This is a genomic window from Paraburkholderia sp. IMGN_8, assembly GCF_038050405.1.
Taxonomy (GTDB): Bacteria; Pseudomonadota; Gammaproteobacteria; order Burkholderiales; family Burkholderiaceae; genus Paraburkholderia.
This window is the reverse complement of the sequence record NZ_CP150901.1, coordinates 229,178-242,242: the sequence shown is the minus strand read 5'-3', so window position 1 is coordinate 242,242 and position 13,065 is coordinate 229,178. Positions and strand designations below refer to the sequence as shown.

Genomic DNA, 13,065 nt, shown 5'->3' with positions numbered 1-13,065 from the left:
GCGCCGGCACCGGTCAATGCCCCGCGGCAGATGGTCGATCCGTGCGCAACGGAGTCAAATCCTGGGTTCGGATTCGGCGCAGTAAATAACCCGTTAATGGCGAAGATGGCGCGCTCTTTTGAGCGCCATAGGGATTCGCGTTTCGAACCGCAAGTCTTACGTAAGTTTGATGTCACTGCTGGCCCAACGTCTCGCTTACAATAAGATTCATACAAGCATGCATGCTTGCGGTGGTCCCGATGAACCCGCGACACCCATGGCGGTCTGGTGTCGGCACCGCATCCAACACCAGGGACCTCTCGGAGGAGCCAACATGACACGACTCATTGTTTTGCTTCTAGTCGCTGGTACTGCTGTCCTTGCGGGCTGCAACACGATAGCTGGAGCCGGCGAGGACATATCGAAAGGTGGCCAGACCATCCGTAACTCGGCCGAGCAAGCCAAATAAGCGACGCTAGCGCCACGCGCCAACTGTCCGACATCGTGCCGCACCTTCGCGCGCCTGCCCTTCTCTGCCCGTTTGGTTTATGGAAGTGGGCAACTGCCCGACCAACGGCGGGACGTGGCTGTTTATTAGTGAAGTCCGCGAAGGCCGGCTTCGTCAGGCGGCGCCATCCCGTCCAATTTTCATATTGCCCGTCTCGCCGCGCCATCGCCGCGCCATCGCCGAGCAAAGCAAAGCAAAGCAAAGCAAAGCAGCGACATGGTGAAGTACATCGTAGAACCAGAACCGTCCGTTCCGGCAGTCCATCGAAGTCAGCGAGAGGCCGCTTTCTCGTCGCTCGACCGGCCGCAACGGCTTGACCACGGAAGTTCGACGTCGGACGAAGTTCGGCCAACAAAAGCGCTCATATCGCGGTCACAATCCTCATTTGCATGCGGCAACCTGTTCTGGGCGACTACGGCCTGGTGAGTACGCTTTAATACGTGTAAGCGCCGATCACGTCTTTAACCTTTTTCAACGCCTGTCGGAGCGTGGCCAAATCTACGGATCCGAGTGCGAGGCGAATCGCATGCGGCGCATGTTCCGATGTCGCGAAGGGTTCAGCGGTCGACACGGAGATGTGCTCGCGAACGAGCGCCATCGCAACCAGGTCGGCACGAACCTCCTCGGCCAAAGGGAGCCAGAGAAAGTATGACGCCGGATGAGAGACGCGTCGCAGTCCGAAGAGAACTTCGGCAGCCATCGATTGACGGACCATCGCATCATGACGCTTTTCGATCTCGAGCCGGGTGACCGTGCCATCGTCGAGCCAGCCACAGGCAATAGCAGTCATCACGCCGGCCGTGTTCCAGGTAGTGGCCCTGATCGCCCGCTCGATCAGAGGCACCCACTGACGCGGGGCTGCGACAAATCCGACCCGGAGTCCGGTGGCTACACTTTTTGACAGTCCCGAGACGTATACCGTTGTCTCAGGCGCGAGCGCTGCCAGTGGAGCAGGCGGGTCTTCGGCCAGGAAGGCATAGGCCGCGTCCTCGATGATGAGCAGCCCATGTCGACGGGCAATCGACACCAATTCGTGTCGCTGTTGGGCATTCATCACCCATCCCAGCGGGTTGTGCAGCGTAGGCATCGCATAAACGGCACGCACTTGCCGATTCTTGCATAGCCGCTCCAGGGCCTTCAGGTCAGGGCCGACCTTATCCAGTTTTCCGCCGGCGCCAAGGTGAATTTCTCGTCGAAATCCAGTGGACTGGCATTCTACGTGGCCCAGCGCTGACAGGACGATCATCAAACTTTGGTCGGCTGCAATCCCGAGGCTCAGCTGAGCGGATCGCTCCGATGGGCACTGCGGCCTTAAGAAGCCATGTGTGCGTGCTTTGCACGGGTAATTTACGACGAGCAGGCGGGGTCGAGCTGAGACGGTCGCCATCCGCCTCAGTGCGGCCAGGAGCGGCCGTTGGCTCGCGCTTTCATTCGGACGGTTGAACGTCGGCTGCGCCCGGACACCGGATCTTCGCGCGCGGACTATGTCAGTTGCAACTATTCTGAGCCGAAAACCGCGCTGATTGCGAGCATGGCCGCCGTCGATTGCAAGCTGCTACAGCTATGGAGAGTAAACCGCTATCCGGCCACCACGCGGTTACGGCCATCGTGCTTGGCTCGATAGAGTCGCTCATCGGCGACTCGTAAGAGGGTGTCGATCGTGTCTCCGTCGCGGCCGAACTCCGAGATGCCAACACTGACGGTAACGGCGACGGCCCGCCCGGTTCCGGTATAGAAGTCCTCGGTGGCCACGGCGCCCCGCACGCGCTCCGCGATCGAACGGGCCGCGTCTAGCGCGGCTTTGGGCAGCAGCACCATAAACTCTTCGCCACCAACCCGCGCCACGCCGTCATAGGGACGAATGGCACCGAGGCATTTCTGCACGAATCGTTGCAACACCTCGTCACCCACCTGATGGCCATAGTTGTCGTTGATCAATTTGAAGTGGTCGAGATCCAGCGCCAGCAGCGAGAACGGCGCACCGCCTCGCCTGGCTCGTGCGATTTCCGTTTCCACTTGTTGAATAAACTCGCGCCGATTCGCGGCACCCGTCAGCGGATCGGTTGCGGCGAGGTGCTCGAGCTTGTGATTGGTGCGTTGGAGCTCCTGCAGCGCGCTTTCTGTGCGTGCCATCGCCTCCGCGAGGCGAGCCATCAATTCTTCCTGCCCGTAGATCGTCGAAAAGGACCGCGTCGTGCGAAACGCTTGAACGACGCCATAACTTAGCAGGAAAAAGCCGGCGGCAAAGATCGCGTGCGCCAGCCACCACATGTGATTCCAGGGCTTGCCGAGAATGAACGCGAGAGACGCAAGCGCGAAGGAGGTGATCGAGATGCCGTAGATCACCATCAGCGGCGAGCGAATGCGACGCAGCAGCAGCGCCATGACGTTCAGCGTCGAGAAGATGAGCGCCCCGCCCTCCATCGACAGTCGCACCGAAAGGCTGCCCGCAATTGACGAGTTCGCGATGAGTCCAACGACCAGGTCGATCAGGACGAACCCGGCGATCGCGGTCAGCCACGGGCGCGGCTTCGAGCGCCGCTCGACCGCGTCCGGCGCGTGGTGATACGAGAGAAGCCCGACCAGCAGCAGCACCGACATCACCAGACGCGATGCTGGTCCGTAGAGCAGGAACAGCCAGATATTGTGGTGAGCCATGCCGGTGAATACGCCGTGTAGCGCATAGACCAGCACAAAGCCTAGAAAGCCCAAAGTCAGCCACCGCAGTTGCGGTTCACCCGACGACAGATAACAACGCCAGGTTACATAGGTGACAAACAGCCCCTCGAGCGTCGCGGCCGCGATCGCGATTTCGTGGAACGCGTGGTTTTCGAACTTCAGGCTCGGGTCTTGAAAGAAAGCCAGATAAGCAATCAGGTAGGCGGGAATGAGCGCAAAACCAATGATCAGCAAGCCCGAGTAGACCTTGGTCACGATCCCGATAATGCGGGGCGGCTCTTCGATTGAGATGGTCGTGCTCATGTGCCGGTCTCCGACAATATTGTTGTGGTTTTTCGCATCGCCGAGCGATTGACGCGTGAATCGGCCGACTCGGACACGGGACCACGCCGTCGTGCAGAGCCAAACATACCGCGCAGCGGACTATCTTCAGGCAATTGGAAGTATAAGCGTCAGGTTTCATCTGACAAGGCGTTCAATGATGCACCCAATAATCCGAACCTTGACGGCATCCCCGGTAGCGCAACGTCAAGGAGGATGGCGGCAATAAGCACCCTCTATGCGCAGTGCATAGTTGTTTCGGCTGTAGCGACGGGGGAGGACGGCGGCGACGTCAGATAACGCAGGGGCTGTCGATCAGCTCCGCGCATTGACAGTTGAGCGAGCCGATTCGATGGAACGCTTCGGGCAACGCCTCCGCTACGCGACGAGCGCAGCGTCCACCGCAGGCAGATAGCTGTTGAAGCCGGCTTCCACGAGGGCTGCGCGTGCACGCTTGAGTTCGCGCTGCGCTTCTTCCCCAGGATGGTCTTGCTGCGCGCGAGCGAGGGCGCGGCCGCGCGCCACAAACAGCTCCGCCCACGGCAGCGGCTCAGCGCGCGTATAGTCTTCGAGCGCGGTGACATAGCGCAGTGCGCCGGCTGCGTCGCCGGCGGACAGCATCGCTTCGATCGCATCGCGATAGAACCACAGGTGATTGTGACCAACCGCGCCGCGATGCAACATATCGGCACCTTCGGCGAGCAGACGCACCCGTTCGCCGTCGTCCTCGACAGCGCGGCTCAGTGCACCCACGGCCTTGGGCGCGCTGAACTGCGTTCCCACCTCGCGGCAAATCGCCAGCGCTTCACGCAACAATTCGGCGGCCTCTCGCCGACGCCCGCTATCGAGCAGCACTCGCGCCCGCATTTCCAGATTCTGGGCCTCGAAGCGGCGAGCTCCCAGTTGACGGATGATCTGCGTCTCGCGTTCGAGATGGGTGAGGGCCGCCGCCATGTCGCCCATTTCGTAGCAGGCAAAGGCGCCCAACGTTTCGCACAGCATCTGCGCACGCGGCTGACCGACCAGCGCGGCGGCCGGTGCGGCGGCGCTTACGTCCTCGCGCGCCGCGCGTGCCTGGTTGAGGTAGATCCTGCTGAAGCCGGCCATCGAACGATTAGCGACCTCGATGCGGCCGAAGCCGTGTTCGCGGCTTAACGCAACGCACCGGCTAAAGTGCCCGAAAGCGGTGCGCATGCGCCCTTGCGCGTAGGCAGCATCCGCGAGGCCGCCGAGCGCGCGCGCCTCGGCTTCCGGCAAGCCGAGGCGCTGTGCATAGGCAAGCCCGCGCTCATGCTCGGTGCGGCAATCTTCGATCCTGCCAAGCGGAAAGAGGATGTTGCCGCGCAGGTGATGCAGGCGCGCGAGTTCAGGCACCTTATCCAGACGTTGCGCCACTTGCTGGGCGGCGTCGAGCAGCGAGAGGGCTTCGGCGAGGCCTTCGCTCACCCGCAGACCCTCGGCGAGCCCAAGTTGGGACTGACAGAGACTCGCTTCGTCAGGAGCGGCGGCCACGGCCGCACGGTACGTCGCGATAGATGCGGCGATGTCGCCGAGATCTCGTTGGAGTTCGCCCCTGAAACAGATCAGCGCGTGGCGATCCGTATCCGATTGTGCGATTTGCAGACCTCGCTCGACTAGCCGCAATGCCGCCTCGGTGAAATAGGCGGCGCGTTGTGCGATCGCGGCGTCGAGATAGGCCTGCGGTGCGCGCTTGTCCTCGGCGCGATCGAGATGCTGGGCGCGCAGCACCGGGTCGGTCGCCACAAACCAGTCGGCCGCCAGGCGGTGCAAGTCGCGCCGGCGCGCCCGCAAAAGCGTCGAGTAGGCGCTCTCCTGGATGAGCGCGTGCGAAAATAGGAAATCTTCGCCTTCGGGCAGGACGAGCGCGTTGGCGACGAGACCGTCACAGACATACTCCGGTGCATCGATCAACCGCCGGAGCAAGGCGAGGCCAAAGCGCTGTCCGATTACCGAGGCAGCCTGGAACGCCTCGCGGTCGCGCGGAGTCAGCCGGTCCATGCGCGCCAGCACGAGGCTCTGGATCGTCGCGGGGACCGCTTCCTCGCTGCCTTCCTCGGCGTTATGCAGGAGTTGCTCGAGGAACAGCGGATTGCCGCCGGCTCGCTCGATGCAGGCACGCGCGACACGCTCGGTCGCATCGATAAAGCTGCCGGCAAGGTTCAGCGCCTCGTCGCTGCGCAGCGGGCCGAGGTCTATCGTGGTGAAGGGCGTGCCGCGGCAACTTGCACGCCAGGCCGCGTCGAGCGGATCGCCGTCCACGCGCGACGTCATCGCAAGCAGGCCTGGACCGTTCGCGATGGCACCGGCAAGGGCGGCGAGATAACCGAGCACCTGCGGGTCGGCCCAATGCAGGTCTTCCACGACAATCATGGTTGGCTGGTGCCGGCAGACATTCTCCGTGATCGCTGCGGTGACCGCGCGCTTGCCGCGCGTGCGTGCAGCATTGTCCATCGCGTCGTAAAGCGTGCGCCATTCGCCGGTTTGCGTGAGGTCGAGGATGTCGTGGAGAAACATCAGCTGATCGGGGCCGACGGCCCCGGATGCGGCAACCCGTCCGGCGGCGGCGCGCTGTTCATCGGACCCGGCCGCGGGCCGCAGGTCCAGCAGGCTGCCGACGATGGTGCGGATGGGGTCCTGGCCTTTGCCCACGCCGAAATCCAGTACGAGGCCGCGGTGACTGACAAAGCCCAGCGTTTCGACGAAGCGGCGCATCTCGTCGACGAGCCGCGTCTTGCCAATGCCCGCCTCACCGCGGACATAGACGACTTGGCCGGCCCGCTGTTCGAGGCACGCGCGGGCGAGGCCCTTGAACTGCTCGAGTTCAGCCTTGCGGCCGACAAACACACTGCGGCTTGGCGTGACGGGTTCAAAGGCGAGACCGCGCAGACGCCATACTCGTACCGGCGAGTCGATCCCCTTGAAGCGCATCGCACCGACGGCGTCGCTCATCACGCAGTTGCCGAGCGCGCGATGCACGCTATCGGAGAGCAGCGTTTCCCCGGGACCGGCGGCGGCAACCAACCGGGCGGCGAGGTTCACGGAGTCGCCGAGGACCGTATAGTCCTGAACGTCTGCGCGGTCGAGCGGACCCGCTACCACTTCGCCGCTGGCAATGCCCACATGCGCCCTCAGCGGAGGCGACACTTGCTTGCCCAGTCCGTTGAGGGCCTCATGAATCTCCAACGCGGCACGCGCCGCGCGCAGCGGATCGGTATCGTGCGCGCGCGGTGCACCGAAGATTGCCATGACGGCATCGCCGATGTGCTTGTCGATCGTGCCGCCGTAACTGAGGACGATCCCATCGACGAGCGCTGTGTAACGACCGGTTAACTCGCGCAACTCTTCAGGATCGAGCGTTTGCGACAGCGCGGTAAAACCGCACAGATCGGCGAAGAGAATGGTGACTTGTCGGCGCTCGCTTGCCGGCGCATTCACAGCAGGCGACGCTGCGCACAATACGGCGTCGCGCTGATCGGCAATCGCCGCCAGCAGGCGCTTACGGTGGCCGAGCGAGACGACGCCGAGTTCCTTCAGGTCCGCGTCGTCGAGCTGTGCCAGCATCGCGAGATCGATGTCGTTCTCGGCAAATGCAGGTGCGTATTGTTCAAGCCCCAATGCATATAGCCACTGATCGATATCCATCGCCGCCGCCCAATCCGGTGCGTTCGAACACGCATACTCCGTCGCAGTTCGTGGCCGCGCAGGCTGCGAACCGTATACCCCAACCAGGCCGCGTTGCACCAACAGATCATACGAATCGACGCACCGCCGGTTGCCTGGCCGTGACGGTGCAACGTACTCCATGCTCAAGGCCTTCCTGCCGAAAATACAGTGTACGTCCAGCGCGAAGGAAACGGATACCCGGCATGAGCGACGAGGTGGATGCAGATTCGGCCAGGAGCGCGACGGCGCGCCGCAGTGCGTTTGACACTGGCTGCGGCCACGACGGATACTGCTTAGCGAATCGGCCACAGTGTCGGGCGAGCAGGCAAGCGCAACGTGCAGTCGTTCGTCGTTCGAGACGATGGGTGACGTCCGGGTAAAGCCCAACCGCCGCGCGCCACGCGAACCGCACGGCCCAGGCCAGATTCCGTCCGCCCTCACCGGGAAGCACTGTGAAGCCAGCTGCGACAGGTTCCTCACCCGATGCCCGCTCCGGGCCACGCATCACGGGCCTGGTCGGAGACCTGTCGGCCGGCATGGTGTCGACGTTGGTCATGCTCTGCTATGCAATGAGCCTGGGCACCCTGATCTTTAGTGCGGATCTCGCCCGTTACGCCGAGCTTGGCGTGCCCACCGCCTTCATCAGTTGCGTGGTAACGGCACTGGTGATCGCCTTGACAAGTTCGATGCGCATGAATATCGCCGGACCCGACGGCAACGCGACGGCGTTTCTTGCCGGTGTGGCGGCAGGCGTCGCGAGCAGCGTGCGGGCTGACGGCGGTACGCCCCAGACAATTCTGATGACGGTGTTGATCGCCATCGCGCTGTGTTCCGTGGTGACGGGCGTCATTCTGTATGCGGTCGGTTCGTCGAAGCGCAGCCGTTCCCTGCAATTCCTGCCCTACCCGGTCGTAGGTGGCTTCCTTGCCGGTACTGGCTACCTCCTGCTTGCCGGCGCGTTTCGGGTCGCGACCGGCGCGCCCTCGAACTGGCACACATTGGCGCTGATGACGCACCTGAACTGGCTGGTGTGGACACCCGCTGTGCTGGTGTGCGCGTCAGCCACGCTCCTGTCACGCACCTGGAAACACGCTGCGGCGCTGCCGATCACCCTTGTACTCGGTGTCGCGCTGTTCTACCTGTTCCTGCTTGCTGCAGGCCTGTCGATCGACGACGCCCGCAACACGGGATTATTGCTTCCGCGTGTGGCACTGCACCCGATCCGGATTCCAGAACTGCATGTTCCGGCATTGCTGACGCGCGGGAGCGTCGACTGGCCGGCAATCGCTGCGCACTTGCCGGAGACGCTCGTGGTCACCTCGATTTCGGCGATCACGATCCTGATGAATTCGACAGCGATTGGCGCAGCCACGGGCGAAGACGTCGATCTGAACCGCGAAATGAGGGCCGCCGGAATAGCTAACATCGCGAGCGGGATGTTAGGCGGGATGGTCGGTTACCAATCGTTCAACCGATCGATGCTCAACGCGCGCACGGGCGCGACAAGCCGTATGGCGGGCGTATTCGCCTCCCTCGCGTGCCTGTTCGTGCTGGCCGTCTCGCCTGACATGGTGGCGCTATTCCCGGTGCCGGTGCTGGTCGGGCTGCAGCTCTTCATGGGACTGCGTCTGTTGATCCAGTGGCTAGTCGGTGCGTATCGCAAGCTCAACTGGCATGAGTATCTACTTGTACCGCTTATTCTGGGCGCGATTGCGTTCTACGGCGTCATCACGGGCGTCGTGGCGGGAATCATCGCCGCATGTGTGATGTTCGCCCTGCTGTACGGCCGCGTCAGTTGCGTTCGTATGGAGTTCGATGGCAGTACCCGCACATCGAATGTCGAGCGCAGTATCGAGGCAACCGAACGGCTTCACGAACTCGGTGTACAGGTGTGCGGAACGTGTCTGCAGGGGTTCCTGTTCTTTGGCACCGCCAATTCGATCTTGCAACGCGTACGCGAACGGCTGGCCAGGCACGGGCCGCTACCGGTTCGCTTTGTCGTGCTCGACTTCGCTTCGACCAACGGCATGGACGCGTCGGTATCGGTCAGCTTCGTCAAGCTCAGGCAGCTGTGTGCGACGCTTGATGCGGACCTGGTGTTGACGGGGCTGCCGACACGATCGCGTGAACTGCTCATGAAGACCGGCACGCTGAACCTCCGGATTCACGAGTTCGCTACGCTGGATGCAGGGCTGGAATGGATCGAAGATACGCTTCTCGCGTCGGATTCACGCGTGCTGCCTTGCGGCGAAGAGGATTTTCAGGCGCTGCTCGCGCCGCATTTCACGTCATACGCGCTCGAAAGGCTGTTGGCCCTTCTGGAAGTGCGCGAGCTTGGCGCGGGGCAGCCAGTGTTCCGTCACGGCGAGCCGGGGGACGCCATGTACTTTGTCGAGCGCGGCCGTGTCACCGTCTTACTGCCGCTTGCGGACGGCAGATCCCTCAGGCTGCGCTCGTTCGGGCCAGGTACGATCGTCGGCGAAATGGCGGTGTACACGCAGCGCTCGCGTAGTGCGGATGTGCTCGCAGAGGGTCCCGCGCGTGTCCGGCGTTTGACACTTGACTCGTTGCATGCACTCGAGCAGGACGATCCCGTGACCGCGCGGCAAATCCATCGTTTTGTCGTCAAGGTCATGGCGTCGCGGCTGGCTGTTGCGGACGAAGCCTTGCGCGCGGCTCATTGAAAGGCAACCCTGATCATTGAGGCTGACCATCAAAGGAGCGCCTCCGCCGTGGGGGGCTATTCGCAGTCAGATACCTTCGTCCTGAGCGCGTAGGGTACAAATCGCTATGAGAAACCCTACTCGGTACGTAACGGCAATATTGGCCGTGCTCGTTGTCATCGCGTTGCTCTTTATGCCATTGCCGCAGCAGGTTGGACTCGACACGCGAATCGTTACGGTTGCGTCGATCCAACGTCCCTCCAAAGTCGTGTTCGACTATGTCACGACACCCGCTCACTGGCCAGTGTGGCATCCGTCATCGCTCGCGGTCAGTGGCTCCGTTGACCATCCGCTCGATCTGGGCGAGCAGGTGGCGGAGGAGTTTCGTGTGGCGGGCCGACGCGGCAGCGTCGTGTGGACAGTCACTGCACGGGAGCCTCCAGGCAAATGGACGATAGAGGGAAAAATTGATGGCAGACCGGCTGGCACCGTGACGTATTCACTGACGTCGACCGCGAGCGGAACACGCTTCGAGCGAGCGTTCACTTATCGCGCACCGTCGATGTGGTTCGCGATACTCAACTGGCTTGTTCTGCGCGCGCGGATTCAATCGGAATCCGACGAGGCAGTTTTGCGACTTAAGAGCCTTCTCGAAGTTACGCCGCAGCATTAGCAATCTTGTTCGGCTGGCGTTCCGGCTTGCCGCTTGGCGCCCAGCCGCGATCGACCAATGCAAACCGACTGACGGCCTCTCGCAAGGAGGAACGAAGCGTAGGAGTGGAGCGTCATATGCCGAGAGCATACGAGTCAGCACAGGGCCAGACTACCGGGACCTGCCCGTCACATTATTTTGCCCAGCGTTTTGCTTCAAGCATCATTGTGTCGTCTGCGATCTTCAGAAAGCTGTCGACGATCGGATTCGTATATTGAAGCTGCGGGCACACTGTGAATCCCCGAAACATGACGTCCGGTGAAAACGGCCGGAACTGGATCTTCGTGGTATTGGCATCGAAAGTCGCAAGCGGATTCACGATGCCGACTCCCAAACCGCGCGACACCATCGCGCAAATCGTCGCGCCGTATGGCGTTTCAATCGTCGGCACCTGATTGACTTCCGCCTGACGCAACACGCGATCCAGCGACGAACGCGTGTCGTCCGCATACGAGGGCAGGATCAGGCTTTCACCGCGCAGATCGCGCGCGTGGATACGTTTGCGCGCAGCCAGCGGATGCCCGGTCGGCAGTGCGCACACACCCGGCAGCCGGTATAACTCGGCGCTCGTCACACCGAACGCATCGGGCGTCGTCGTGGCGAATCCGATATCGCAATAGGCCGACGAAGCCCACCGCTGGATCGTGCCTTCGCTGCGCATTTCCAGCGATATCGCGATGCGGGGATACGCGGCAAGAAAACGCTCGATCACCATCGGCACGAATGACAACGCCAGCACCGGCGCCGCGACGAGCCGCAGACGGCCATTGCCGAACTGGCGGATTTCACGTGCGGAATGCGCGAGTTTTTCGAGGCCCACAAAACTCCGGTCCACTTCGCGATAGAACGCACTCCCCGCGTCCGTGGCCTGAATCCGTCCGCCGTTGCGCGTGAACAGCGCGAGTCCCGTCGATGCTTCCAGTTCCGCAATCAACCGGCTGATGCTCGGCTGCGAGGTGCCGAGTTCCTCGGCGGCGGCGGTCATCGAGCCGCGCAACATGACCAGCCTGAACGCTTCGATTTGCCGTTGATTCATCCGCTCGCCTCGTCTGCTTTCGTCGATCCAATTCTCAGCTTGCCATATCAAAATTGAATGGCAGGCGTTTTTGGTCGTATTTGACCGGATGGAGGACGAAAACCTAGACTGGTCCGCATTCCGTCACCGGCGATACGCGATGCGCTCCGACACCCTGCTGTTTCATGACGATTTTCGCGTGGCCCCGTACTGGTGGGACGCCGCGCCGCCCGAGACGGTCCGCGACGCGTTGCCGTCCGGCGTCGACGTGGTGGTCGTCGGCAGCGGGTATTGCGGCTTGTCCGCGGCAGCGGAAGCTGCGCGACTCGGCGCGAGTGTCGCCGTGCTCGATGCCGCCGAGATCGGCGCGGGTGGCAGCACGCGCAGCGGCGGTATGGTGTCGAGCGGGCAGAAGCTCGCGCTGACCAACGCGATTCGTGGGGTGTCGGCTGAACGGTTGGGACGGCTGATGTGCGAGTCGATGGCGAGCTTCGACTATCTGAAGCGCCTTGTCGCCGACGAATCGCTCGACGCCGATCTGCAGATCACCGGTCGCTTCTTCGGCGCATTCACCCCGCGTCACTTCGACCGCCTGCGGCGCCAGGGCGATCTGTTGCGCGACAAGACCGGCGTAACGGTGCATGTCGTGCCGCGCGCGGATCAGCATGCGGTGATCGGCTCCGACTACTACTACGGCGGGATTCTCGTCGATGAATACGGCGGTCTGCATACGGCCAAATATCATCGCGCGCTGCGCGATCTCGCACGGCGTTGCGGCGCGACTTTGCATTCGCATGCAGGCGTGGAACGGATCGAACGCAATCGCGCGGGTTTTAGGGTTCACGCAACGCGGGGAAAAATCGACGCGAAGCATGTGCTGGTCGCGACCAACGGCTATACCGGACGGCTGCTGCCGTTCTTCTCGCGGCGCGTGCTGCCGGTTGCGAGTTACCAGATCGCGACGGAACCGCTGCCGCCTGGACTAATGGTCGTGCTGAATCCCGGGCGACGGATGATTAGCGATTCGAAGCGCAATCTGTTCTACACAAGGCCGTCGCCCGACGGCACGCGGATGCTGTTCGGCTCGCGCCCGGCGATCCGCGAAGTGAGCGAGCGTGACGCGGCGAGGATGCTGCACGCGAAGCTGATCGAATTGTGGCCCGCATTGCGCGACGTGCGCATCACGCACGCGTGGAAGGGTTATGTCGCGATGACGGGCGACAAGCTCGCGCATATCGGCGAACAGGACGGCATTCACTACGCGCTGGGCTGCAACGGCAACGGCGTCGCGCTGATGAGCTATCTGGGCGCGCGGGTCGTGAAACACATGCTCGGGCTCGACGCACTGCCCGGCGCATTCGGCGAAGGCGCGTTTCCGGTCAGTCCGGCCGGCATGGCGAGCCGCCTGAGCGTGCCGGTCGGCACGGCGCTCTATACGTTCGACGATCTCTGGAGCGGCCGCGTGCGCGCCGCCCTTTCCTGACGTTTTCACCGCAGGTCCTTT

8 protein-coding genes and 1 pseudogene are annotated in these 13,065 nt (G+C 62.6%); 4 read left to right on the top strand and 5 right to left on the bottom strand.

What is annotated here, in order from left to right; genetic code table 11:
- Nucleotides 1-313 precede the first annotated feature (313 nt).
- Nucleotides 314-448: an entericidin A/B family lipoprotein gene (locus WN982_RS22320; RefSeq protein WP_341317866.1), complete on the top strand. Its 135-nt coding sequence runs from the start codon at nt 314-316 to the stop codon at nt 446-448.
- 153 nt (nt 449-601) lie between these two features.
- On the opposite strand, the gene WN982_RS22315 is transcribed toward WN982_RS22320, so the two are convergent.
- The 4 genes and pseudogenes from WN982_RS22315 to WN982_RS22300 all read right to left on the bottom strand — a co-directional run bounded on the left by WN982_RS22315 (nt 602) and on the right by WN982_RS22300 (nt 7,150).
- Nucleotides 602-808 carry a hypothetical protein gene (locus tag WN982_RS22315; protein WP_341317865.1) on the bottom strand — a complete coding sequence of 69 codons (207 nt, stop codon included), beginning with the start codon at nt 806-808 and terminating at the stop codon, nt 602-604.
- 112 nt (nt 809-920) lie between these two features.
- Nucleotides 921-1,637, bottom strand: a pseudogene (locus WN982_RS22310) (PLP-dependent aminotransferase family protein); the annotation flags it as partial.
- A 428-nt stretch (nt 1,638-2,065) separates the two neighbouring features.
- Entirely contained in the window at nt 2,066-3,469 is a 1,404-nt protein-coding gene (locus WN982_RS22305) for a GGDEF domain-containing protein (RefSeq protein ID WP_341317864.1), read from the bottom strand.
- Nucleotides 3,470-3,865: 396 nt separating this feature from the next.
- Nucleotides 3,866-7,150 (bottom strand): adenylate/guanylate cyclase domain-containing protein, encoded by a 3,285-nt coding sequence (locus WN982_RS22300; protein WP_341317863.1) that lies wholly within the window; start codon nt 7,148-7,150, stop codon nt 3,866-3,868.
- Nucleotides 7,151-7,707: 557 nt separating this feature from the next.
- Between WN982_RS22300 and WN982_RS22295 the strand changes: the two genes are divergently transcribed.
- Nucleotides 7,708-9,855 carry a SulP family inorganic anion transporter gene (locus WN982_RS22295; protein WP_341319595.1) on the top strand — a complete coding sequence of 716 codons (2,148 nt, stop codon included), beginning with the start codon at nt 7,708-7,710 and terminating at the stop codon, nt 9,853-9,855.
- Between the two features lie 106 nt (nt 9,856-9,961).
- Nucleotides 9,962-10,507 carry an SRPBCC family protein gene (locus tag WN982_RS22290; protein ID WP_341317862.1) on the top strand — a complete coding sequence of 182 codons (546 nt, stop codon included), beginning with the start codon at nt 9,962-9,964 and terminating at the stop codon, nt 10,505-10,507.
- 172 nt (nt 10,508-10,679) lie between these two features.
- Here WN982_RS22290 and WN982_RS22285 read toward each other — a convergent pair whose 3' ends face one another.
- Nucleotides 10,680-11,582: a LysR substrate-binding domain-containing protein gene (locus tag WN982_RS22285; RefSeq protein WP_341317861.1), complete on the bottom strand. Its 903-nt coding sequence runs from the start codon at nt 11,580-11,582 to the stop codon at nt 10,680-10,682.
- 139 nt (nt 11,583-11,721) lie between these two features.
- Here WN982_RS22285 and WN982_RS22280 point away from each other — a divergent pair, with 139 nt between their 5' ends.
- The gene (locus WN982_RS22280) at nt 11,722-13,044 is read left to right on the top strand and encodes an FAD-binding oxidoreductase (protein ID WP_341317860.1); all 1,323 of its coding nucleotides are present in this window, start codon (nt 11,722-11,724) and stop codon (nt 13,042-13,044) included.
- Nucleotides 13,045-13,065 lie beyond the last annotated feature (21 nt).

Excerpts from the sequence above, each read along its gene's own strand:
- WN982_RS22320 (WP_341317866.1), top strand. The coding sequence starts at position 314 with ATGACACGACTCATTGTTTTGCTTCTAGTCGCTGGTACTGCTGTCCTT.
- WN982_RS22305 (WP_341317864.1), bottom strand. The coding sequence starts at position 3,469 with ATGAGCACGACCATCTCAATCGAAGAGCCGCCCCGCATTATCGGGATC.
- WN982_RS22300 (WP_341317863.1), bottom strand. The coding sequence starts at position 7,150 with ATGGATATCGATCAGTGGCTATATGCATTGGGGCTTGAACAATACGCA.
- WN982_RS22295 (WP_341319595.1), top strand. The coding sequence starts at position 7,708 with ATGGTGTCGACGTTGGTCATGCTCTGCTATGCAATGAGCCTGGGCACC.
- WN982_RS22290 (WP_341317862.1), top strand. The coding sequence starts at position 9,962 with ATGAGAAACCCTACTCGGTACGTAACGGCAATATTGGCCGTGCTCGTT.
- WN982_RS22285 (WP_341317861.1), bottom strand. The coding sequence starts at position 11,582 with ATGAATCAACGGCAAATCGAAGCGTTCAGGCTGGTCATGTTGCGCGGC.
- WN982_RS22280 (WP_341317860.1), top strand. The coding sequence starts at position 11,722 with ATGCGCTCCGACACCCTGCTGTTTCATGACGATTTTCGCGTGGCCCCG.